18 protein-coding genes and 1 riboswitch are annotated in these 23869 nt (G+C 40.7%); of the genes, 13 read left to right on the top strand and 5 right to left on the bottom strand.

The window, feature by feature from the left end:
* From DW959_RS07995 to leuS, 4 genes are all read left to right on the top strand, one after another.
* Nucleotides 1–5025, top strand: a 5025-nt coding sequence (locus DW959_RS07995; RefSeq protein ID WP_118615836.1) for a DUF5057 domain-containing protein, incomplete at its 5' end; no start/stop codon positions are given.
* A gap of 227 nt (nucleotides 5026–5252) precedes the next feature.
* Nucleotides 5253–6614, top strand: a complete 1362-nt coding sequence (gene aroE / locus DW959_RS07990) for a shikimate dehydrogenase (RefSeq protein ID WP_117821925.1) — start codon at nucleotides 5253–5255, stop codon at nucleotides 6612–6614.
* 215 nt (nucleotides 6615–6829) lie between these two features.
* Nucleotides 6830–7387 (top strand): elongation factor P, encoded by a 558-nt coding sequence (gene efp / locus DW959_RS07985; protein WP_044946272.1) that lies wholly within the window; start codon nucleotides 6830–6832, stop codon nucleotides 7385–7387.
* 91 nt (nucleotides 7388–7478) lie between these two features.
* Entirely contained in the window at nucleotides 7479–9896 is a 2418-nt protein-coding gene (gene leuS, locus DW959_RS07980) for a leucine--tRNA ligase (protein ID WP_021943381.1), read from the top strand.
* 218 nt (nucleotides 9897–10114) lie between these two features.
* Here the strand turns inward: leuS and DW959_RS07975 are convergent, their stop codons facing one another.
* Together DW959_RS07975 and DW959_RS07970 are read right to left on the bottom strand one after the other, a co-directional pair.
* On the bottom strand, nucleotides 10115–10372 hold the full coding sequence (locus DW959_RS07975) for a hypothetical protein (RefSeq protein ID WP_021943383.1): 258 nt from the start codon (nucleotides 10370–10372) through the stop codon (nucleotides 10115–10117).
* A gap of 77 nt (nucleotides 10373–10449) precedes the next feature.
* On the bottom strand, nucleotides 10450–11061 hold the full coding sequence (locus DW959_RS07970; protein WP_021943384.1) for a hypothetical protein: 612 nt from the start codon (nucleotides 11059–11061) through the stop codon (nucleotides 10450–10452).
* A 109-nt stretch (nucleotides 11062–11170) separates the two neighbouring features.
* Here DW959_RS07970 and DW959_RS14180 point away from each other — a divergent pair, with 109 nt between their 5' ends.
* Nucleotides 11171–11335, top strand: a complete 165-nt coding sequence (locus DW959_RS14180) for a hypothetical protein (RefSeq protein ID WP_173783371.1) — start codon at nucleotides 11171–11173, stop codon at nucleotides 11333–11335.
* On the opposite strand, the gene DW959_RS07965 is transcribed toward DW959_RS14180, so the two are convergent.
* Entirely contained in the window at nucleotides 11332–11583 is a 252-nt protein-coding gene (locus DW959_RS07965) for a chorion class high-cysteine HCB protein 13 (RefSeq protein ID WP_117785440.1), read from the bottom strand. The genes DW959_RS14180 and DW959_RS07965 overlap by 4 nt on opposite strands.
* A gap of 222 nt (nucleotides 11584–11805) precedes the next feature.
* Here DW959_RS07965 and DW959_RS07960 point away from each other — a divergent pair, with 222 nt between their 5' ends.
* From DW959_RS07960 to DW959_RS07950, 3 genes are read left to right on the top strand one after another with little or no spacing between them, the layout of a single operon-like run.
* Nucleotides 11806–12792 (top strand): hypothetical protein, encoded by a 987-nt coding sequence (locus DW959_RS07960; protein ID WP_117821924.1) that lies wholly within the window; start codon nucleotides 11806–11808, stop codon nucleotides 12790–12792.
* The gene (locus tag DW959_RS07955) at nucleotides 12793–13683 is read left to right on the top strand and encodes a TPM domain-containing protein (protein WP_117785438.1); all 891 of its coding nucleotides are present in this window, start codon (nucleotides 12793–12795) and stop codon (nucleotides 13681–13683) included.
* A 54-nt stretch (nucleotides 13684–13737) separates the two neighbouring features.
* Nucleotides 13738–14616: a hypothetical protein gene (locus DW959_RS07950; RefSeq protein ID WP_147340229.1), complete on the top strand. Its 879-nt coding sequence runs from the start codon at nucleotides 13738–13740 to the stop codon at nucleotides 14614–14616.
* Nucleotides 14617–14693: 77 nt separating this feature from the next.
* Here the strand turns inward: DW959_RS07950 and DW959_RS07945 are convergent, their stop codons facing one another.
* Nucleotides 14694–15110 carry a hypothetical protein gene (locus DW959_RS07945; RefSeq protein WP_021944365.1) on the bottom strand — a complete coding sequence of 139 codons (417 nt, stop codon included), beginning with the start codon at nucleotides 15108–15110 and terminating at the stop codon, nucleotides 14694–14696.
* A gap of 292 nt (nucleotides 15111–15402) precedes the next feature.
* Here DW959_RS07945 and DW959_RS07940 point away from each other — a divergent pair, with 292 nt between their 5' ends.
* Together DW959_RS07940 and DW959_RS07935 are read left to right on the top strand one after the other, a co-directional pair.
* Nucleotides 15403–17181, top strand: a complete 1779-nt coding sequence (locus tag DW959_RS07940) for a mutS domain V protein (protein WP_021944366.1) — start codon at nucleotides 15403–15405, stop codon at nucleotides 17179–17181.
* Between the two features lie 183 nt (nucleotides 17182–17364).
* Complete coding sequence (locus tag DW959_RS07935; RefSeq protein ID WP_117821922.1) at nucleotides 17365–19437, top strand: hypothetical protein; 2073 nt, start codon at nucleotides 17365–17367, stop codon at nucleotides 19435–19437.
* A gap of 136 nt (nucleotides 19438–19573) precedes the next feature.
* Here the strand turns inward: DW959_RS07935 and DW959_RS07930 are convergent, their stop codons facing one another.
* The gene (locus DW959_RS07930) at nucleotides 19574–20080 is read right to left on the bottom strand and encodes a YqeG family HAD IIIA-type phosphatase (protein ID WP_117821921.1); all 507 of its coding nucleotides are present in this window, start codon (nucleotides 20078–20080) and stop codon (nucleotides 19574–19576) included.
* A 123-nt stretch (nucleotides 20081–20203) separates the two neighbouring features.
* On the opposite strand from DW959_RS07930, the gene ribD reads away from it, so the two are divergent.
* The 3 genes from ribD (at nucleotide 20204) to DW959_RS07915 (ending at nucleotide 23788) form a co-directional block, all read left to right on the top strand.
* Entirely contained in the window at nucleotides 20204–21298 is a 1095-nt protein-coding gene (ribD, locus tag DW959_RS07925; RefSeq protein ID WP_117821920.1) for a bifunctional diaminohydroxyphosphoribosylaminopyrimidine deaminase/5-amino-6-(5-phosphoribosylamino)uracil reductase RibD, read from the top strand.
* Between the two features lie 33 nt (nucleotides 21299–21331).
* A riboswitch (FMN riboswitch) is annotated at nucleotides 21332–21463 on the top strand.
* A gap of 442 nt (nucleotides 21464–21905) precedes the next feature.
* On the top strand, nucleotides 21906–22562 hold the full coding sequence (locus tag DW959_RS07920; RefSeq protein ID WP_117821919.1) for a riboflavin synthase: 657 nt from the start codon (nucleotides 21906–21908) through the stop codon (nucleotides 22560–22562).
* Between the two features lie 29 nt (nucleotides 22563–22591).
* A complete protein-coding gene (locus DW959_RS07915; protein ID WP_117821918.1) occupies nucleotides 22592–23788 on the top strand; it encodes a bifunctional 3,4-dihydroxy-2-butanone-4-phosphate synthase/GTP cyclohydrolase II in 1197 nt (398 codons plus the stop codon).
* Nucleotides 23789–23869: the final 81 nt, after the last annotated feature.

Genomic DNA, 23869 nt, shown 5'->3' with positions numbered 1-23869 from the left:
CGGCACAGGCGTAACACCGGCACAGGTGATAATGCAGGTACAGGCGATAATTCCGGCACAGGTGATAATGCAGGTACAGGCGATAATTCCGGCACAGGCGATAACACCGGCACAGGCGATGGCTCTGATCCGGCAACGAATCCGGATGCAATTACCGAGGATTATGTGATCGGAAGCAATGGCTATGATTTCATCGTTTCTGTAAAGGGAGAAAGCAAAGATGGTGCTTACGACTACACAAATGACTGCGATGAATATAAAGAATATGCAGACAAGTGTACAGCAGATCCGACAAACTATACAACAGATGTATATACAGATGATCTTATCTTTGAGACATCAGAACAGGTATATGCTTATGTAGATGCTCAGTATAAAAAGTATAAAAATGATGTCCTGTTGCCAAAAGTTACAGGAACGAATGTAATTGATTTTACAGAGTATGATTTTATCTTTATTGAATCAGGTGATTATAAAGATGAGATCGGTGATTCAGCATACCAGAAGTTATGTTCAGCAGTAGAAGAGGGTGTGTATGTAATCGCAAGCAGTGAAGCCGGAGACGGTATTGGATCCGGAAACAATAATGGTGGTGGATCAGGTGATCCAGATAAGATTATTATCAACAGTCCATCAGCAAAGGTGATCGCAGATATTATCAATGCCGGTGTATACCGAAGAGGCAGTGATAATAAATTCAGAGTTCTGGAAATTCAGCCGGATTATCCAATTGATGAAGAACTCGCAAGATCTTCATCGGTTAAGAATGGATCCGGTGCATGGACAAATGGTACCAATACACACGGAGAAAAAATCTATGGTAATTATTATACCGTTCCATCGGATGTAGCTGAGGGCTATGCAGTGGAGGAGCTTTCACCGGGCAGTGAGTATTATGATTTTGATCTGACGAAGGCAAAGATTGCATATGCGATCGATGGTATCTCATATTCAGATATTGAGCTTACACAGGTTTCATCAGAGGCACTGATCGGTATGACAGATGATATCGCTGCTACATATGACCTTGTATATATCGGTGGAGATATCAGCGCTCTGGACAGAGATCTGAGTAAGATATACGATTCCAGTGTATTTGCTTATATCGGACCAAGCGCAGAACAGTTAGTATCCGCAATTCCTACATTTGTTATGTATTACCATACAGGTGTTCTGAAGGAGATGGGTGGTACCGGTTCTTACAAGATGACAAGATCAATCACAGGTTCTGAGCTTATGGCAACACCGGTGATTGGCTCAACAAAGTATAAGACAACATATGTTGTTGAAAATGGTAATGACCTGACAAAGAATAAGTATGATGAGCTTGTATCTTACGTTAATCTTGGAAGACCGATCATGGTTGGCAATGAACTGACTTCGGTATTTGAAAAGGTAAATGGAACAGATGCAGACGGCAATGGTCTTACAGATGCGCAGAAGAGTCAGGGCTACTGGTATAATGCAGGCAAGCTGGAAAGAAAGAACTTCTATCTGGATCCATCATCCAGAATGTATGACCTTTTGAATGTGATCAATAACAGAAGATCCAAAGGAACAAATGTATTATGGGGCGTAGATGCAACCGATACACAGAAGATTGATAATTCAAATAAGCAGTATGGTGATACACTGTACACTTATAAGATTGCTGAAAAGCAGACAATGCTTGATTCAGAGGCACAGCAGAAGACATGGTATAAGGATGCAACAGATGAGACGGCTATCAAGTCGTATGCAACAGTATTCTCAGAGGATACAAATGCAGCGATTAACAATCTTGTTAAACAGTCTACATCAAGAGCGCGTCTTACAGTTACAAGTGCACCGGTTGAATATTCAGAGGGTATTACAAGCACATATCTGAAGACAACCAATTTATCATTTACCTTCTCTGTAGCAGGATCGGAAAAGAGTTATAAATATTCAATCTGTATTGACAAGAATAAGAATACACAGTTTGATCATGATAAGACGATTGACTATTATGTAACAGGTGATATAGATACATCAACAGGAACATCCGGTTCTGCAGTAAAGAATAAGACAGTAAATATTGCACTGGATCAGGATTTCTTCGGTTCTGCATACTGGCAGATCCTTATTATGGATAGTAAGGATAATATCATTGCAGAAGAGCGTGGTATCTGCAAGATCGTAAACAACACAGACGGAATCAGTGATATCAATGTTTTACAGGTTCAGACCATGTCAGAAGGACAGGGAGCAACATCCTGGGGAGCAACAGATACATTGTACTTTGATATTCAGTCACAGACAGCACATAAGATTCTGAAGTATAACACCTATGCAAATCAGACAGCACTTGATACAGCAGATGTTGCACAGTATAAATGTCTGGGACGTCATGAGAATCGTTTTGGTATCGTTCCATATGACACAGATCTGTTCTATGGTTCACAGAAGGGTAATGATGATTATCTTTCAAATTTTGCAGATACCTTAGCAGAGGATTACGATATCAGTCTTGATATGGTAGTAGCTTCAGCTGATAAAGCTGCTTTTACAACAAAGGATAATCAGGCAGACACATATGACTGTCTGGATACTTGGGTAGAAGAGGCAGATAAGCTGGAGAATGGCGGTACAGTAGAAGGTAGAAACAAGAAGCAGTATGCAACAGATGCAACAATTGCTTTGGCAGCTTATAACAAATATGTATCTGAGACCGTTAAGCCAAAAGAAGACCTGGATAGCTACATCAAGGGTGCTATTCAGTCCTTACAGGGCACATATACAGGTTCTACAAATTATGGAGCAAGAGGTACTTATAATACGTTCCTTGGTGGTTTCAAGTCATCTGTTTCAAACAGTGACCTGATCGATCTCCTTAATTATACGATCGATACCGGTGAGTACTATATGGTATTCTGGCCTGTATACAGTACAAATACAGATATTACATTTGCCAGCGGAAAGATTTCATCTACAATGTTCGGCAGTGAATTTGTAGAACTGTATGAGAAGTACAGAGATGCAAAGGATAAAGAATTAGATGCATTAGATGTGTATAAGAAAGATTTAAGACGTTCTTATGGTAAAAATTTCATGAAGAAGCAGTATTCAATTCTGGTTCTTGGTCCATCTGATTCTTTTGGTGGATTCAAGGTAGACTTGAAGCAGCGTACTTGTGAATACATTCTGGATTATGTATCAAATGGTGGAGATTTATTCTTCTTCCATGACACAATGACACCGTATGCAGATGCAGGTGCTGTTAATCTGACAAAGTCATTACTTGATATTGTTGGAATGAACAGATTCCATGTAGATCTTACAAATAATGCCAACACATATGAGGTCGTAAATGACGGATATGTTACAGGTGTTACACGGGAAGGCCTTGTAAAGGGAACATTGACAGAAGATGGATATATCTATACAAAGCAGAATTCATCTGGTTCACCAGCCGGAATGATAAAGGGAACTTTGGCAGAAGATGGATATATTTATGAGCCGGAATCATATGGAACAACACATGATTGGAAGGGTCCGTTGAATGGATGGGAAAAAGATAATGCTTACATGGATTTAACAGCAAATTATACCCGTACATTCTATAAAAAGAAAGCTACAGCAGGAACGTCCGGATACATTTATCAGGATGCAGTAACATATGACCAGTATTCATATATCAACGACTGGGGCGGTGTAGATACCGGATATTTTACAAAGACAGAAGCAAAGGCTGGAACCTCAGGATACATTTATCAGGAGGGCGGCAAGCCAACGTATTCAGACAAGAATACATCACTGGCATACAAGTCGGAGGACGCTGACCTGTATTATCTTACACCATATGTAAATAATTCAATCGCAGGAAAGAGTCTTGTAAACAGTATTAATGCTAATATGACACAGATCGCATCCAGCTATAACAAGGTTGGAAACATTGGAATGTATGTAAGTGCATTGTCAATGACCAGTTTGTACTATGATAAGAATGGTGGCGGTGGTGCAACATACACCTTACCATATGTATATGCACAGAGTGATTTCCAGAGTGCGACAGCATGGTCAGCATCATCAACAGCTGATCAGTCAGCAAATTCACAGACTGTAAAGGCAAAACAGTTAAATGAAGGTCTGATCACATTGTATCCATACAAGATTGGTGATTCCCTGAATATTTCAGGTACACATCAGCAGGTATATGCACTTGATCTGGAAGCAGGCGATGTAACTGTATGGTATACACTGGCAGGTTCTAACAACTCAAGTGATGCGAAGAAGAGATCATCCCTGTATGCAGCAGATCCATATGATGGAATGGAGAACTACTACATCTACACAACATCTTATGGTAACGGAGCAATTACATACTGTGGAGCCGGTCATGGATCGGTTACAGGTCCTACAACAAGAAATAATGATGAAAGAAAGCTCTTCATCAACGTTATTGTAAACAGTGCAGAAGCAGTAAAGGAAAAACCTACATTATATGTTTATGATCCTGATACAGATTTCAAGAAAGAAATGGCAAAGGACGAAGAGATATCTGAGTCAATTGGTAAGACCGTATATTTGGATGAAGTAGCAGATAAGACAACATCACCGGAATTCGACTTCAAGATCAATGTTCCAAATGATGTAACAGTGGATGCAATTAACGTATACTATGATCTGGATTATGATGATACAGATATGGCAAACAATCGTCCAGCATATGCAGAGGGTACAGATCGTATGATCTGGAATACACCGGCATCCGATAAGGAAAAAGCAGGCATTGTGGAAGATAGTGCATCGACAAAGAAGATACAGATTAAGGATAAGTTTACAGATTCCAATAACCTGAAGCCAACAGATGAACTGTTCGCACCATATGGTGGAAACTACACCTACATAGTTGTAGAAGTATACTACAATGGTAAGACAAAACCGATCTATACAATGATCAAGGTAAAAGCATCTGATCCATTGTTCAATCTGACACAATCAGATAGTGCAATTCAGGTTGCAGCAAATGATGTAGCTTATACGAAAAAATTTGTATTGGCTTAACAAATATAAGAATTGACAAACAATCTTATATATTACAAGGCGGGCAGTAATGTCCGCCTTATTTCTGTATATTTGGAATAATTCTTGTAAGAACAAACAGAAGATGCTACTATGTTAATGTTTCCTTTTTATTACATAATGCGGTGAGAGGACATATGTATATGAGCGGAAGAAAGAGAAAAAAATAAGCCATTTTGGTTAAGACAGATCATAAGGAGAAGAGGTAAATGATGATAGATGGAAAGACAAGAACGCTTGGTCTGTTAGGAGATCCGGTAGAGCATACAATGTCGCCGCTGATCCACAATACATTAAGTGAAACACTTGGACTAAATAATGTGTATGTACCATTTCACACAAAAGCAGAAGACCTTGGAGAGGCAGTGAAAGGAGCTTATGCACTGAATATTCTGGGCTTAAATGTGACTGTACCGCATAAGAATGAGGTTATGAAATATTTGTCAGAGCTGGATGAAGGGGCACAGGCGATCGGTGCTGCTAATACCCTGGTGCGGACAGAAAATGGATATAAAGGCTATAATACGGATATGCTGGGGCTTCTTCGTGAGGTGAGATCTTATGGAGTAGAACTTGATGCGCATGATGTCATTATTTTAGGAGCCGGCGGAGCTGCAAAGGCTGTAGCCTATATGTGTGGGGCAAATGGAGCAGGACATGTATATATCTTAAACCGTACGGTATCGAAAGCACAGGCAATCGCAGATCATATGAATGATTTCTTTGGAAAGCAGAATATGACTGCTATGAGCATTCAAGACTATCACAAACTTCCGGAGAAAAAATATATTGTATTCCAGTCAACTTCAAAGGGTCTGTATCCGCATAGTGATGAGGTAATAATTGAAGATTCGGCATTTTACCAGATGGTATCAGTGGGAATTGATCTGATCTATAAACCATTCTGTACCAGATTTATGTCTTTGTGCAGACAGGCAGGAGCAAAGAGTTATAATGGTCTGAAGATGCTGTTATATCAAGGAATAATTGCATATGAACTGTGGAATGATATATCGGTGGATGAGAAAACAGCAGATATGATCTATCAGAAACTGTTGAAAAAAACACGGGATAATATTATTTTGACAGGATTTATGGGATCCGGAAAGACAACAGTTGGACAGCTTTTATCTGAAAAATATGGATATACATTTATAGATACTGACCAGTATATAGAAGAAAAATGTGGCTGTACGATCGCAGAATTATTCAGTAAAAAGGGCGAAGCATATTTCAGACAATTGGAGACAGATACATTAAAAGAATTAAATACGTCATTGACACACGCGGTACTTTCGACCGGCGGAGGACTTCCGCTTCGAGAGGAGAATGCTGTAGAGCTTGCAACTCTTGGAACAGTCGTTTATTTACAGATCACTCCGGAAGAAGTCATATCACGATTATCCGGTGACAACACCAGACCACTTCTGGCAGGCGGCAATCCGGAACAAAAGGTACGAGATCTCTTAACCTACCGCACCCCGTTATATGAACGTGCGGCAGATCTGACAATCCCTGTCACAGAATTGACTCCTGAGCATATAGTGGAAGAAATAATAAGCAAAATATAGTATAAACTATGTACTTAATTAAAAGCAAAAACTAATACGCAATGTTTTGTTTTTAAAATAATAGAGCGTAAGCGACTTATGAAAGAGACATATCACGGCCACCAATCGTCCGGGAATCCGTGAATTGGTAAAAAGTAGTTGAAATATTCTGTAGAATATTATAAAATGTCACAAGAAGTTCATATCTTAAGGAGGAAAAGAAAATTATGGCAGAGATGATCTCAGCAGGTGATTTCAGAAATGGTGTTACGATTGAATTTGAAGGAAATATTTATCAGATTATAGAGTTCCAGCATGTAAAGCCTGGTAAAGGTGCTGCATTTGTAAGAACAAAGCTTAAGAATATCAAGAGTGGTGGTGTTGTAGAAAAGACATTCCGTCCAACAGAGAAGTGCGAGAAGGCTCATATCGAAAGAAAAGATATGCAGTATCTGTACAATGATGGTGATCTTTACTACTTCATGGATCCGGAGACATACGATCAGATTCCATTGAATAAAGCAGCAATCGGAGATGCATTAAAGTTCGTTAAGGAGAACGAGATCTGTAAGCTTGTTTCCCATAATGGTTCTGTATTTGGTGTAGAGCCACCATTATTTGTAGAATTACTGATCACAGAGTGCGAGCCTGGTGTAAAGGGTGATACAGCTACAGGTGCTACAAAGCCTTGTGTAGTTGAGACAGGAGCAACACTCTATGTTCCTTTATTTGTAAATGAAGGAGATACGATCAAGATCGATACACGTACAGGCGAGTATCTTTCAAGAGTTTAATTCGATCAGAATATAAGAGAGATAGTAGGAGCTGGTCATATATGATTAGGCTCCTATTACACTTTACAAACATTTTTCAGGAGGAAATGACATGGCAACAGCATATAATCATAAAGTTGTTGAGAAGAAGTGGCAGAAGGTCTGGGATGATAACAAGGCTTTTGCTGCAACAGATGATTACAGTAAACCAAAATATTACGCATTAGTTGAGTTCCCATATCCATCCGGACAGGGACTTCATGTTGGTCATCCAAGGCCATATACAGCACTCGATATTGTAGCCAGAAAGAGAAGAATGCAGGGCTATAATGTTCTTTATCCAATGGGTTGGGATGCATTTGGACTTCCGACCGAGAATTATGCGATCAAGAACAAGATCCATCCAAAGGAAGTAACAAAGAATAACGTAGCAAGATTTAAGGCACAGCTTCATTCCCTTGGATATTCATTTGACTGGGATCGTGAGATCAATACAACGGATCCGGAATATTACAAATGGACACAGTGGATCTTCCTGAAGTTATTCAAGGCAGGTCTGGCATATAAGAAAGAAATGCCGATCAACTGGTGTACATCCTGTAAGGTTGGTCTTGCAAATGAGGAAGTTGTAAATGGTGTCTGTGAGCGTTGTGGTGCACCGGTTGTCCGTAAGGTCAAATCTGAATGGATGTTAAAGATCACAGAATATGCAGATAAGCTGATCGAAGGTCTCGATACTGTTGATTATATTGAGCGTGTGAAGGTATCACAGAAGAACTGGATCGGACGTTCTACAGGTGCAGAAGTGGATTTCCAGATCAAAGGAAAAGAAGATAAGCTTCGTATCTACACAACCAGATGTGATACATTATTTGGAGCAACCTATATGGTTGTATCACCGGAGCATCCATTGCTTGATAAATATAAAGATGAGATCAAGAACTGGTCTGAGATCGAAAGCTACAGAGAGCAGGCTGCCAGAAAGTCTGATTTTGAGCGTTCTGAGCTTGCAAAGGATAAGACCGGTGTAGCTATTGATGGTCTGGTAGCAATCAATCCTGTAAATGAGAAAGAGATCCCGATCTGGGTATCCGATTATGTACTGATGTCATATGGTACAGGTGCGATCATGGCGGTTCCTGCACATGACGAAAGAGACTGGGAATTTGCAAAGAAATTCAATCTGCCGCTGATTCAGGTTGTAGCAAAGGATGGAGAAGAAGTAGATATCAATGAAGCAGCATTTACAGATGTTGCAACAGGTGTTCTGATCAATTCCGGCTTCTTAAATGGTTTACAGGTAAAAGATGCAAAAGAGAAGATGATCGAGTTCCTGGAAGAAAAGAAAATCGGTAAGGCAAAAGTTAATTATAAGCTCCGTGACTGGGTTTTCTCCCGTCAGAGATACTGGGGCGAGCCAATTCCGATCATTCATTGTGATAAATGTGGCTATGTACCTCTTGATGAAAGTGAACTTCCGCTGATGCTTCCGGAGGTAGAGAGCTATATGCCGACGGATAATGGAGAATCTCCACTTGCAGCTATGACGGATTGGGTAAATGTGAAGTGCCCATGTTGTGGAGGTCCTGCAAAGCGTGAGACAGATACCATGCCTCAGTGGGCTGGTTCATCGTGGTATTTCTTGAGATACACGGATCCAAAGAATACAGAGGCACTTGCAAGCAAGGAAGCATTAAAATACTGGCTGCCGGTTGACTGGTACAATGGTGGTATGGAGCATACAACACTTCATCTGCTTTATTCCAGATTCTGGCATAAATTCCTGTATGATCAGGGCGTTGTTCCTACACCGGAACCATATCAGAAGCGTACTTCCCATGGTATGATCCTTGGTGAGAATGGCGAGAAGATGAGTAAGTCCAGAGGAAATGTTGTAAATCCGGATGATATTGTAAATGCATATGGTGCAGATACATTAAGAACATATGAGATGTTCATTGGAGCCTTTGATCTTGCTGCATCATGGTCAGATGATGGTGTAAAGGGATGTCGTCGTTTCCTTGAGAGAGTATGGAAACTGCAGGATATCGTAGTAGATGGTGATGCTTACTCTAAGGATATGGAGACAAAGATGCATCAGACGATCAAGAAGGTTTCAACTGACTTTGAGAATCTGAAGTATAATACAGCTATTGCTGCTATGATGGCACTTGTAAATGATTTCTATAAGAAGAATGCAGTGACAAAGGGTGAGATGAAGACACTCCTTACATTATTGAATCCGGTTGCACCACATATCACAGAGGAAATGTGGAGTATTCTTGGTTACGATGGATATCTTTATCAGGCATCATGGCCAACATTTGATGAGGCAAAGACTGTTGAGTCTACAGTAGAGATTGCAGTCCAGATCAATGGTAAGATGAAAGCAACTCTTTCAATCAATAAGGCTGATCCAAAGGATGATGTTATTGCAAAGGCAAAAGAAGCTATCGCAGACAAGCTGACTGGCAATATCGTAAAAGAAATTTATGTACCGGGAAGAATTGTAAACATTGTGATGAAATAAATCTGTCAAGCAAATAAGCAGTGTGCCTGCAAGGCAGGCAAAGCTGCTTATTTATTTGACGGAAAAAACAACATAAGCATGTAGAGCGGATGCTCGGAATGCGCATGTTGTGGGATGATTTCGGGAGTTCGAAGAACGTAGAAATCATATTATTTCATAAATATAAATACAAAATAAGCAGTGAGCCTGCAAGGCAGGCAAAGCTGCTTATTTATATTTTACAGGAAATTACGAAACATGGCGATCTTCTGGCGTTCAGCAGGGGAAGCCTGTTCCATCATAATATCCATGATGAGATTGGATTCCTCTTTTGAGAAAGAAAGATTACGTTTTTGAAGCTCCCGGTTTAACTGCATGATCTGAGGAAACATCTGTTCCATAGTAGCATTGTGGGAACCGTTTGCAAGTTCCAGAATAATCTGACGTTTCAGGGGCATAAGGTTTTTCAGACGGGGATCGTTTTCAAATTGATTCATGGCAATGGATCGTCCTTTCTGTTTTATAGGATTTATTTTGATTCCGGTTATATGTATTTATAATCTATAATGACCGGTCAGGTTGCAGACCGGGTGTTCGTGTCGTATTCCTGTAACAACTGCATGATGTGATCTATGGAATTGTCGCTATGTTGGGATAATGATTGATCAGTCGTACTGGTATTTTTCGTGTTTTCATGTGTGGAGGAATCGTGAATTTTCTCATCTGTTCTGTTCCCCTGTATGGACGGATTATTATTTGTATATTCTGTATCTGTGGATATAGATGTGTTATCCGGTTCAGCTTGAACGGTTTGGTCATAAGCCTGGAAAATGCTTTGAAAATCCGGAAACTCAGAATCGGTCCGGTTCATGGCATTCATAACCTGCATCATATTCATTGCCTGCTGCATATTTTTCATCTGATCGGCGATATCCGGAAAGCCACACTGGGCCAGCGATGCCAGAATATCATTTTGATTATGAAGATCACGGTTGAAATCACACTGACGGATATAGGACTGATTGTTGATCACACGCATGATCTGTTGGAGTTCCATCATTTTCAGATAGATAACGAGTGGCATGCGCATAGGTCCTTCCACAAAGGGTAGGATTGCTTCCAGAAGAAACAGACGGTCATCCGATATTAATTTGTCAAGTGGATGGGAGTGCGGAATCTGATTCATGGAAACCTCCTTATGAGTACTGTGATACGGATGTTTCCGGATGGTTAGCCGGTTACCCGTTTTCTGTTATAAGTTTCATAGTGTTATTTATGAATAGTCAGGTGTAATTATGCATAATAAACAGAAAATGGATGCTGCAAGAATAACCGGAACTGCCAGCGGTAAGGCATGGGACAATTCCGGTAGCATGCTTGTTATATTGGTGAAATGGTCACTGATCGCATTTCATATGTTCCCGCATCATTTTGAAATGAAAGGGAATGGTTGCTGTTAGCATCCACAGCCACAACCGCAGTCATTTCCATTGCCGCATCCACCACAGCAGCAAAGGAGAATCAGGATGATCCAGATGCAGTCACAGCCATTACTTCCGCCGCCACAGCCACAGTCATTTCCAAAACCATTTCCGCAGCAGGAGAAGAGAAGAAGAAGGATGATGATGCAAGAGCAGCTGCTGCCTCCACCAAAACCAAACATTCCATTTTTTCCACAACCGCACTGTGTTGCTGATAAATCACTCATGGTAAATACCTCCAATTTTCTTTATGCTATAGAGTATTCCGGGGAAAGACAAATGTGACAAAAATACAAAAACAATATACGAAAAAACCATAGATATGATATAATGGTGAAAAATCGCTTGCTTGTAAGGACGATTTTTCGAATGCATTGAGTGAGTTATGCTCACGAAATAATGAACGCAAAAGCGCTTATAAAGGGGTAAAAACAGGAGAAGATAACAGTATGATTTATAAATGTGTAAACTGTGGTGGAAATGTTGTATTTGATCCACAAAGTGGACATATGAAATGCCTGAGCTGTGGTGGAAGTGACTGTGAGCAGAGTATACCGTCGGAGACACCGATGATCTGTCCGTCCTGCGGATCACAGATCACATATCGGAATGAATATGGTTCAGCAGGAAAATGTCCAGCCTGTGGTACATTTCTGATCAGAGATGACTTTGTGGTGTATCCGTATGGACCGGATATGATCCTGCCATTTAAGTTTTCAAAACATCTGGCAGAAGAGAAGCTAAAGGAAGAATTTGGAAAAAAGTTATTCCTGCCAGCGGACTTTTTATCGACAAAGACACTGGAAAAGCTTCGGGGAGTATATGTTCCATTCTGGATATATGATTTTGATTCCAATGTTGATTATACCGCAATTGGTACGAAGGTGCGGACATGGACATCCGGAGACAGGAGATACACGGAGACATCTTATTTTGATGTATACCGGAAATTGCATATCAAATACAACGGAATTCCGGTTGATGCATCAGTCGAGATGCCGGATGGAATTATGGACCTGATGGAGCCTTATGGATATGATGCGCTGTTAAAGCATGATAATAAGTTCATGTCAGGCTTTGAGGCAGAGGTTTATAATTATACCCCAGATCAGTTATCCGGACGTGCGGTTAAAAAGATCAACGATACATCCATGGAGTGGGCAAAAAGTGAAGCCAGTGGATATAATTCGTTGTTGACTAAAAACATGAATGCCAATAATCAGTTGCTTGGAAATAAATTTGCTTTGATGCCGGTGTGGATTTATGAATATCGGTATCAAGGACAGAATTATATGTTTTATGTAAATGGCCAGACTGGAAAGTGTGTTGGAACTCCGCCAAGAAGTGTCAGCCGTGCAATCGGACTGACAGCAGCATTTGCTGCATCGGTTGCGGCTTGTGCCAGTGGAATTGCTATGCTTCTGGAGGTGTTGTAAATGAAAAAATTCAGGATAACAGTTCTTATATTATTTGCGATCGGTATTGTATTTATGATCATGGGACTGATCGTTTCAAACAGCAATCTGAAGCATGATGCACGGAGTAATACGGAATGCAGGACAGATCAGCGTGTGTTTGATTATGCAGATAAACTGACAGGCAATGAGGAACAGTCACTGGAAAAAAAGATTGCAAAATGGGAAGACAAAACAGGCATGGATATCGTTGTAATGACGATCGATAATGCACAGGCACAGAGTATGTTCGGTACTTATATGGACGATACTTATTATGAAGAATTTGAGGCAATCAAGACAGTTGCCAAGAGCTTCAGTGAGCAGGAACGCTTTGGTTGGGAAAACTGGGAATACAACCCACAAAGTAACCGGAGCACCAGCGATGGCTATGTACCAAGCGACAGCATCATTATAGCTGCAAATTATGAAGCTGGTGATGTATGGATGAGCACAACAGGAACAAGAGTCAGAGCAAGGATCAGTGATTCCAAAGCATCCAGCCTAACAGAGAAAGGTGGCAAGTACCTGAGAGAGGATGCAGAGAAGGGGTTTGCAACTATGATCCAGGGGGCGGTACAGTGTATGAAGAGCTCCAGTGGTGGCGGCCTGAAGATTCCCCCATTTTATATTGTGATTCTGGTGTTGATCTGTGGAGCTATATTCTTTATAACGAATATGTCAAAGAAGGCAGGCGAAACGACAACTAATCTGAATACATATGTAAATGGAAATGCGCAGGTACTGGACAGAAGGGATATATTTGTCCGCAAGGAAGTTACCAGTGTTAAGATCGAATCATCCAGCAGCGGCGGAGGCGGCAGCAGCGGTGGAGGAGGCGGCAGCCACGGTGGTGGCGGAAGCCATTTTTAAAACGAAATGCTAGAGAACAAGAAGTTAAATATATTATTATTAAAGAATACAGGAATGTCATTACTGCCTACGATCGTGATCATGTTGCTGATCGTTGGCGGTATGCGGCATTTTCATCTGTTGAATAATCTGGATTTTTATCATGTGGATGATCCGCAGCAATTAGGAGTCTTATATGATGCAGGCACCACTAATGTAGAAATGCGGTTTCAGAAGCTGACCTATATGGGATACGATTATGAGATAGATGGAGAACGGGTAGGCGGTTATTATTATGTCTGGGTAAATGGTAAATTTATGGTTGTTCTGCTTGACAGTGATGAGACGATCATCTGTGATTATCTGGTGCAGGGACAGTTGAAGAAGGATCCTGCGGCATATAATTATATATTGTCAGAATGTGCGGAGAGTGTAGGAATCGAACAGCAGCAGTTAGAGACTATCACATACGATTATCTGATCAGTGAGGTGGATTATCCAAAGACATTTTATATGATCGTAAAGGCTGCGTTGATCATTGCATTTGCAGTGATTATATTATCGATCATTGAGGGAATTGTATACTGGTTTTATCCATGGAAGCATCCACAGATTCGTCAGATGAAAGGATATCGTGACAAGAAGCTGTTAACAGGAGATATTAACCGTCAGTTGCATGATGCACTGGTTTATGAAACAGGAAATTGTTATGTGACCAGAAAATATCTGGTAATCTGGACCCCATTCCGGACGGATATCATTGTGCTGCGGGATATCGATGTGGTTTCCAGACATAAGGAAACAAAGAAAATACTGCCATGGATGCCGCCGCGGGATGTGTACAAGCTGATCATTTCAAATGCAAATGGTGCAATATTTGAGCATGATTTTCATGATGAGAAGATCCTGGATACAATATTGCCATATATACAAAAGAAAAAACGGGACAGATAGGATAACACAGTGGAGTGTTACTGGGTCTGCCCCGTTTTTTAATAGCTATACTGCAAAGCAATCATTTGGTGATGTGCTTATACATCCAGTTTGTCCTGTTCTTCGATCACATCGAGATCCTCTGATACATCGGATAAGCCTTCATTTTCATAAAGAATCGGGCTTTCAATTTCTTCTGTAACAGTGGCTGCTTCTTCAGTGGAATGTTCTGTTTCCTCCGGTTTGGCATTATCTGCCGAAATGTCAGAGGTGTTTTCTGACTGCTGATCGATTGTTCCTTCCACAGGAGCATCATCTAAAGAGAAATAATTACGCTCCGGTTCTTCCTTTGCAGGCATTTTTTCTTTAATCGTATTTTTTACTTTCTCTACCTTGTCATCCATATCCAATGACTGGTATACAGTAGAATTTTTAATCTTATCCCGGAATACATAGCAAACACCGCCGATCGCAGCGATCGTAGCAGCGGCTTTGAATAATTTACCTTTTCCCATAATACATAATCTCCTTTATATATGATGTAAAGTCGTTATAAATAACGTTTCCATAATTTTAATATGTATACACGGAAAAAGCAAGAAAACAATGATAAACAAAAAGGGAATGCAGGCAGATTTCACGAACTTTTAACATTTGCCTGATAAGATGAAGTATGCTATAGTTTTGAAAGATATATGATCGTATATTGATCAGCGTGAGGATTTTCCTGGAAGAGGATTGAAAGGACATATATGAAGATAAAATTAAGAACAAATAAAAATAGCAGAGATCAGAGGGGGAAGAAAAATGGGTCGATTTAAGACAGAGTTAGAAGATTTAAAAAAGAGACAGAAGGAGCTGGAACATAGTTATTCCAATATTGGTACAATCCGGTTCCTGATGTTCCTTGTGATGCTGGGCGGACTGATCGTCGGACTATATGATTCCAATATACCGTTTCTTGCAGTAGGTATCGTGGCTGTCGTTATTTTTGTACTGCTGGTGTTCCGGCATGGTAAGCTGAATGAGGAACTGGAATATACGAAAGCAAAGGTGATCGTATATGAGCGGTATATGAAACGTTATGATGATAGTTGGAAGGAGTTCGCAGAAGATGGCTCCGAGTATCTGACCGATGATGATCTTGTAGCAAAGGATCTGGATATTATGGGAAAGAATTCCATCTATCAGTTTATCTGTGTGGCAGGAACAGAGGATGGCAGGCAGATGCTTGCTGAAACGTTAAGACAGCCTGAATTTGCGGCAGAGGACAGAACGAAACGTCAGATCGCGATACAGGAGCTTGCAGAGAAGCATGACTTCTCCATGGACTTTGAGACATTGTGTGTGAAGTCAGAAACCGGAAAGAAGAAAAAATATTCATCCGATGAATTTGTTGCCTATTGTACCAGTGATGATCATATACCGGAGATTTTCCAAGTGCTTCGTTTTCTGCTTCCGTTGATAACGATCGTGCTTCTGATTCTGGGTATTATGGGAAAAGTCAATCTGGGATATTCCCTGATCTCCTTTTTTGTAGTTTTGCTGTTTGCATGGATCACATCAGGTGTTGCAGGACAGGCGGTTATGCCGATGATCTCATTTGGATATGTGATCAATGACTATATCCGGATGTTTGAACTGGTCTCCGGTGAAACATTTGATTCAGAGTTGTTGAATGATATCAAGAATACAATCTCTACAGATTCCGGAGCACTGAATGCTGTAAAGAAGCTGGAGCGTATCAGCGCAGCATTCAATATCCGTTATAATCCAATCGTACATCAGGTATTATGTGGATTGTTTTTATGGGATTTTCATCTTGGAATTATGATGGATAAGTGGAGAGACCAGTATGGCAGTCAGGTGAAGGACTGGATCCATGCGATTTCAAGAATGGAGGAATTGTTATCCTTTGCAGTACTTGCCCGTACCAGAGAGGTGTCCTATCCGGAGGTGACAAGACATGAGAAAGTAGAAGTATCAGCAGAAAATTTGCGTCACCCGTTGATCAATCCGTCGAAGGTAGTTCCAAATGATGCAGCCTTTAAAGGGGGAGCTACGATCATTACCGGTTCTAACATGTCCGGCAAGACAACATTTTTACGAACCCTTGGCATCAACCTGATCCTTGCATATGCCGGAGCTCCGGTATGCGCAGAGAAAATGCATGCAGATTACATGAAGATATTTACATCCATGCGCGTGACGGATGATGTCAGTAATGGTATATCAACCTTTTATGCAGAGATACTCCGGATCAAGTCGATGGTTGAATATAAGAAGAATGAAATGCCGATGTTATGTCTGATCGATGAGATATTTAAAGGTACAAATTCGGCAGACCGTATTGTAGGAGCAACCCAGGTGATCCGAAAGCTGTCGGATGATCATTCCATGACACTTGTATCTACGCACGATTTTGAACTGTGTGAGCTGAAGAGTGAGAGCGGAGTGCCGGCAGCAAATTATCATTTTGAGGAGTACTATGAAGGTGATCAGTTAAAGTTTGATTATAAGAAGAAGGATGGCAGATGTACAACGACAAATGCGATGGCAATCCTTCATATGGCAGGACTTGATTAGTAAATACTGACAAAACGATTTTCAATTCATAGGATTTGTATTTTCAGCAATTATGCACAATGACGATTTGTAGAAATTACCAAAAACTGATTGAAGAGTAAAATGTTTTGTGATATAGTTATAAATATGAAGGAAATTTTATCGAAAGCATACAAAGAATAGACAAAAAAGGAGGAATAGAATATGCTACCAGCTAACATTGCATCAGACAATGATAATAATGTTCTATCCATAGCAGCATCCAATAACAAAGGATTACTGATCAGATTTTTGAACGAGCAGGTTGAGGACGGTTTTTATGCACTTGTTATTGATTATCTGAAAGACAGTAATTTTGATTTATCATCCATGATGGTTGATGATGAAGTAAAGGCTCAGTGTACAAAGTTATATGAGCTTGCTGAATTCGTTGATTTTAATATTAAGGCAACCGGACGTTATGAGATTGAAGAGTGGATAGAGCCATTATTTAAATTTATTTATGGTGATATTGATCCATCAGACATCGATGCACCTATCAGTGCAACTGGTATTTACAGATACAGCATCTGGTTGATCTATCTGTATCAGACAGAGAAGTTCCCGGAGGCTATGCGGCTGATCGGCGAGCGTATCGCACCATTACTTATCAATGTAAGTTATCAGATCTTAGAGGATGACGACAGACCAAAGAACTTTGATAAGGCAGTGATGGGATATCTGGATCTGATCAATGTTGTAATGGAGATGGGACTCCCACTTTCATCAGCAAAATCAGATGCATACATCAACAATCTGGAAGTTCTCTTTGACTATGTAGTGGAAGATCCACATGTTGGAAATGATTATAAGATTCAGTTCAGCATTGGCTTGTTTAATGCATATATCAATGACAAGAATTATGGAAAAGCATTTGAATTCTACGGATTAAATGCAGAATACATTCCAATTGACAATCTTGCGGTATATGAGAATTTCAAGGAGCTGATTCGTAACTGTAACAGTGCACAGAGTACAAGTGTACTGTCCAGAAGCGTTGTATCTGCTATCTCCAAGCAGGAGATTTACAACAAGAGGATCGATACTCTTCTTGCTGAGGTTTCAGGATTTATCAAGAAGGTATACAAATATATCGAGGATGAACCGGAGATGAAGAAGAATCTTCAGACACTTGGAACCGGTTCTCAGTTGAATGGCAAGACAAATATCTTTGAAGGTCTGTATGAATATAACCTTGTATTCTACGAATGTGGTATCAAGGCAATCGTAAATCAGGATATGTCAACACGTTCATGGGAAGAAAAGTATGAGATGCTTGAACTTCTCTATACAACATTAAATGTTGTATTTGACGGATACAATGTATATGAGATTTCAAATAAGATCGAGCATCAGTACATTGAATTAACATGGATCAATAATTATGTAAATGCAAATCCAAATCTTCTGAAGCAGTTCTTCAGTGTAAAGGAAAAGATCAAGGCATTTAAGGTTCGTAAGAATTCAATCCTTGAGAAGAGCAAGACCAACTATGAGATCAAGAAGATGATCGACGACAGACAGAAGCACCTGTTATTTATGGCTGCTGAAGATATGATCGTTAATGGACTTGGCGGTGGTAAGCTGCAGATCATCAGCTCAGGATATGATCTGAATACAGCAAAGAAGTATTTACAGGAAACTTATGCAAAGATTGTATTGCCTGCAAAGTACGGTCAGGAGACACAGACATCCGGTGGTGGTTTCTTCGGAAAGAACAAAAGCTCAGCGGCTGATGCAGACCTTGCAAGATTACTACGTGATGCATCTGTAGAAGAAATGTTGTGTAAGTCTGAGTGGTTATGGAATCAGCATAATGACAAGGGGCTTGAGAAGCCAACTGCAGAAGAAGCAACTTATGCTGTTGCATGTCTTGTAAAAGTAATTCACAGAATGCTTGACAAGAAGGGAACTTCAAAGGCTGCAAGCTCTCCGAATAAGAAGGTAATCATTACCAAGACAGGTAAGGTTATCGAGTTATCTGATGAATCAGGTCAGGCACCTGTAAAGCAGCAGGAGTCCGGTGTGATTGAAGCAATTGATAACATCGTAGTTCTTCTGAAAGACAAGTCGGAAGAAAATGTAAAATATGTAAAGGCGTATATCGAAGATCTGTTAAATGCACTGATGAAGACAAAGTGGGACAAAGATACCATGCTGTCACAGTTTGATGCAGAAGAGCTTCGTGCAAAATCCTTCCAGGTAATCAAACGTCTGAATATGGATATGTTAGTTTAGTATAAAAGCTTAGACAATAAGAGCAAATAAAAAGAGGTATACATTCCAGATGAAAAACTTAGATCTGAAATGTATACCTCTTTATTGTTAGAAAAATGAGAACTGATACTATTTTTATGGAACATGCCTGCCTGATTTACCGTACAATCTGATGTTTTTTCAGGTAGGAATGCAAAATCCATTTTTCAGGGATCCGCTTCAGGACAATTTGGATCTCTTCTTTTTTGTCGATGGGCATCACTAACAGTGAAGTGATACCGGTGTTATTTGCGCCCCAGAGATCTGTAAACAACTGATCGCCGACAAAGAGGGTATTTGCTGTATCAGTACCAAGAAGCTGCATGGCCTTCTGGTAACCGGTGCGTTTTGGCTTTCCGGCTTTATAGATGTACTTTACATCCAAAGGCTTGTTGAATTCCGCAACTCTGGGCTCTTTGTTATTGGATACCAGACAGATACCAAATCCGATCTCTTTTAACTTCTGGATAAGTCTGATTGCTTCTTCTGTTGCCGGAGCATTATGGGGAACAAGGGTATTGTCGATGTCAAATAAGATGCCGCGATAGCCCTTTTTATAATATTCGGCAAAATCAATGACATAGGTTGATGTATAATATTCTGATGGATAAAATTTCTGAAACATGTTAAACTCCAATAGTATAAGATAGTAAAATTATAAATAGTGTAAAACGGATTTGTCAAGAAATATACAGGAAGTATATAAGAAACAGATAATTGTCAGATAGGAAATACGAGGTTAGACAGTATGCAGGAAACATATATGAGGAGAGCCATTGAATTGGCAAAAAAAGGAATCGGAGCGGTAAATCCGAATCCGCTGGTTGGAGCAGTGATCGTAAAGAATGGGCGGATTATTGGTGAGGGATATCACAGAAGATACGGAGAGCTTCATGCGGAGAGGGATGCATTTGCACATTTGACAGAGGACGCAGCGGGCGCGGAAATGTATGTGACGCTGGAGCCCTGCTGCCACTATGGCAAACAGCCTCCGTGCGTGAATGCGATCATCGAGCATAAGATCAGCAGAGTCTATGTCGGATCAGATGACCCGAATGCGCTTGTATCTGGAAAGGGATATCAGATACTACGGGATGCAGGAATTGAAGTTATCACACATGTATTAAAAGAAGAATGTGACAGCCTGAATCCGGTATTTTTCCATTATATTGTAAATAAGACACCATATGTCGTAATGAAATATGCAATGACTATGGATGGGAAGATTGCAACATACAGTGGAAAGAGTAAATGGATCACCGGCGAAGAAGCAAGAGCCCATGTAATGGAGCAGAGAAATGCACTTACAGGTATCATGGTCGGAAGCGAGACGGTGATAAAAGATGATCCGTCGCTTACCTGCAGGATAGAGGGAGGAAGAAATCCGGTTCGAATTATCTGCGACAGCAGACTTCGGATTTCAATGGATTCCCAGATCGTTAGAACAGCATCGAAAGTACCGACGATTCTTGCAACCATACAGTCAGAGGATCAGGCAGATAAGAAGCAGAAGCTGATCGGGGCAGGTGTTGAGATCATCGAGACGGAGAGTGTGGATGGTCATGTGGATCTGCAGGAACTGATGAAACAGCTCGGAGCAAGAAATATAGACGGAATTCTGCTTGAAGGTGGAGGCACTTTAAATGAAAGTGCATTAAAAGCAGGCATTGTAAAAGAGGTCGATGTCTATATAGCACCGAAGATTTTTGGTGGAAGTGCAGGCTATACGCCGGTCGGTGGTGTGGGAGTAGAATCACCGGCAGAATCCTATCCGTTTGAGCTTGGTTCCATTCAGAGGTTTGGAGCAGATATTATGCTTCAGTATTTTCAGATAACAGCTTGACAAACATAACAAACTGTGCCAATATAACCATGTTGAAGTCTTCAGGGCGGGGCTCATTTCCCCACCGGCGGTATACATAGTAATCTATGTGAGCCCGCGAGCCGTAAGGCATGATTTGGTGAGAATCCAAAGCCGACAGTAAAGTCTGGATGAAAGAAGAATGCAGAGAGAATTTCAATAGCAAATTGAAATTAAAACATGAATACGGACATGATGGAATGTGTAGTTGAATGTTTTACAATATGCTGTTGTATGAAAAAATATTAAAGAAATCTGCAACAACATTTCATAACAAACAACCCGCCGGAGACATAGTTCTCTGGCTTTTTTTATGTTAAGTTATATAGGAACTTAACATGTTAAAAGAAGTAATTCAGCGAGTAAGTTGTTAATTAATTAGGTTGACAGTTTTTTTGTAAATAGTCAGTTTGTTACTCCATTGATCTTGTGTAGTAACCTTTTTTCATGTCGGTCCTTAACGAACTGCAAAGGGCAGTGAGTTTAGTACCGTTACATGAAAATAGAGCGCAAGCGTTTTACGGAACAAGAGTCAATGGGGTGACGAAATGACTGTTTGCAAAAAAACGTCCCCGAAAAGGAGGCAGTCATGTTCACAGGCATTGTGGAAGAGACAGGCACGATTAAGAAGATAGAAAAAGGCACATCATCCGGTCGCCTGACCGTAGAGGCAGATAAGGTTCTGCAGGGAAGCGAGATCGGTGACAGCATAGCTGTCAATGGGGTATGCCTGACGATCACAGGAATGTCGGGGCATTTGTTTACGGCAGATGTGATGGCAGAGACGATAAGAAGAAGCAATCTCGGAACCTTAAGCTCCGGCAGCAGGGTAAATCTGGAACGGGCGATGGCGGCAGATGGAAGATTTGGTGGACATATCGTATCCGGACATATCGACGGAACCGGGGTGATCACAGAGTACACTAGAGAAGAAAATGCAATCTGGGTGACAATAACATGTGATAAAAAGCTATTAAAGTATATCATCGAGAAGGGATCGATTACGATCGATGGAATCAGCCTGACGGTTGCTTATGTCGATGATCGCTGCTTCAAGGTTTCGATCATCCCACATACGGCGGAGGAGACAACGTTGATCCGCAGGCAGACCGGAGCAGTGGTCAATCTGGAAAACGATGTGATTGGCAAATATGTAGATAAGCTGCTCCATTTTAAAGACAAAGAAGAACCGGATGCAGGGAAAAAAGTAGATATGAATTTTCTGGCAGAAAATGGATTCTTATAAAATAAATGTTCCTATGGAGGTAAAGACAGATGGAATTAAACAGTATAGAAGAAGTATTAGTAGATCTGGCAGCCGGTAAGGTGGTCGTTATGCTCGATAACGAAGACAGAGAGAACGAAGGAGATGTCATTTGCGCATCTGAATTCGCGACCACGGAGAATGTGAACTTTATGGCAAAATATGCAAGAGGTCTGATCTGTATGCCGATGGATGATTCTTATGTGGAGAAATTAAATCTTCCGCAGATGTGCATCACAAATACAGATAATCATTGTACTGCATTTACAGTTTCTGTTGATCATGTAAGCACTACAACCGGAATCTCAGCGTATGAGCGTGGCATTACAGCCAGAAAGTTCGTAGAAGAAGCTGCAAAGCCGGAGGATTTCCGCAGACCGGGTCATATGTTCCCATTACGTGCTGTTCCGGGCGGAGTGATTGAACGAGGCGGACATACAGAGGCAACGGTTGATCTGTGCAGACTTGCAGGCTTGAAGCCATGTGGTCTGTGCTGTGAGATCATGAAGGATGATGGTACAATGGCAAGAAAAGATGATCTGCTTGCATTTGCCAAGGAGCACAACCTGAAGATCTCCACGATCGAAAAGTTAGTTCAGTATCGTAAGGAACATGAAGTATTTGTAGAATGTGTAGCAAAGGCAAAGATGCCAACCAGATATGGGGAGTTCACGATCTATGGATATATCAATAAATTAAATGGCGAGCATCATGTGGCACTGGTAAAGGGTGATATCACGGATGGCGAGCCGGTATTATGCAGAGTTCATTCCGAATGTCTGACCGGAGATGCACTTGGTTCAGCCCGTTGTGACTGTGGCCAGCAGTATGATGCAGCGATGAAGATGATCGCAAAGGAAGGCAGAGGCGTGCTTCTGTACATGAGACAGGAAGGACGTGGGATTGGTCTGATCAATAAGATCAAAGCATATCAGTTACAGGATCAGGGTTTAGATACCGTAGAGGCAAATCTGAAGCTTGGCTTCCCTGAGGATGCAAGAGATTACACGATTGGAACACAGATCTTAGTAGACCTTGGTGTCAGAAAGATGAGACTGCTTACGAACAATCCATTAAAGGTATATGGTTTGTCAGGATACAATCTTGAGATTGTGGAACGAGTACCGATCCAGATGCAGCCGGGCAAATTTGATGCATTTTATCTGAAGACAAAGAAAGAAAAGATGGGTCATATACTTGATCTGTAAAGCCATATGGACTGGGAATTATATGCATAATGATTTAGTGGTAACAGAGAATAAGCAATTGTAAATATTGAGATCGAATCA

The organism is Clostridium sp. AM46-21, from assembly GCF_003480025.1.
Lineage (GTDB): Bacteria > Bacillota > Clostridia > Lachnospirales > Lachnospiraceae > Coprococcus > Coprococcus ammoniilyticus.
This window is presented reverse-complemented; position numbering and strand designations above follow the sequence as displayed.

Coding starts and splice junctions, on each gene's coding strand:
- aroE (WP_117821925.1), top strand. CDS start 5,253: ATGATGATAGATGGAAAGACAAGAACGCTTGGTCTGTTAGGAGATCCG.
- efp (WP_044946272.1), top strand. CDS start 6,830: ATGATCTCAGCAGGTGATTTCAGAAATGGTGTTACGATTGAATTTGAA.
- leuS (WP_021943381.1), top strand. CDS start 7,479: ATGGCAACAGCATATAATCATAAAGTTGTTGAGAAGAAGTGGCAGAAG.
- DW959_RS07975 (WP_021943383.1), bottom strand. CDS start 10,372: ATGAATCAATTTGAAAACGATCCCCGTCTGAAAAACCTTATGCCCCTG.
- DW959_RS07970 (WP_021943384.1), bottom strand. CDS start 11,061: ATGAATCAGATTCCGCACTCCCATCCACTTGACAAATTAATATCGGAT.
- DW959_RS14180 (WP_173783371.1), top strand. CDS start 11,171: ATGCATAATAAACAGAAAATGGATGCTGCAAGAATAACCGGAACTGCC.
- DW959_RS07965 (WP_117785440.1), bottom strand. CDS start 11,583: ATGAGTGATTTATCAGCAACACAGTGCGGTTGTGGAAAAAATGGAATG.
- DW959_RS07960 (WP_117821924.1), top strand. CDS start 11,806: ATGATTTATAAATGTGTAAACTGTGGTGGAAATGTTGTATTTGATCCA.
- DW959_RS07955 (WP_117785438.1), top strand. CDS start 12,793: ATGAAAAAATTCAGGATAACAGTTCTTATATTATTTGCGATCGGTATT.
- DW959_RS07950 (WP_147340229.1), top strand. CDS start 13,738: ATGTCATTACTGCCTACGATCGTGATCATGTTGCTGATCGTTGGCGGT.
- DW959_RS07945 (WP_021944365.1), bottom strand. CDS start 15,110: ATGGGAAAAGGTAAATTATTCAAAGCCGCTGCTACGATCGCTGCGATC.
- DW959_RS07940 (WP_021944366.1), top strand. CDS start 15,403: ATGGGTCGATTTAAGACAGAGTTAGAAGATTTAAAAAAGAGACAGAAG.
- DW959_RS07935 (WP_117821922.1), top strand. CDS start 17,365: ATGCTACCAGCTAACATTGCATCAGACAATGATAATAATGTTCTATCC.
- DW959_RS07930 (WP_117821921.1), bottom strand. CDS start 20,080: ATGTTTCAGAAATTTTATCCATCAGAATATTATACATCAACCTATGTC.
- ribD (WP_117821920.1), top strand. CDS start 20,204: ATGCAGGAAACATATATGAGGAGAGCCATTGAATTGGCAAAAAAAGGA.
- DW959_RS07920 (WP_117821919.1), top strand. CDS start 21,906: ATGTTCACAGGCATTGTGGAAGAGACAGGCACGATTAAGAAGATAGAA.
- DW959_RS07915 (WP_117821918.1), top strand. CDS start 22,592: ATGGAATTAAACAGTATAGAAGAAGTATTAGTAGATCTGGCAGCCGGT.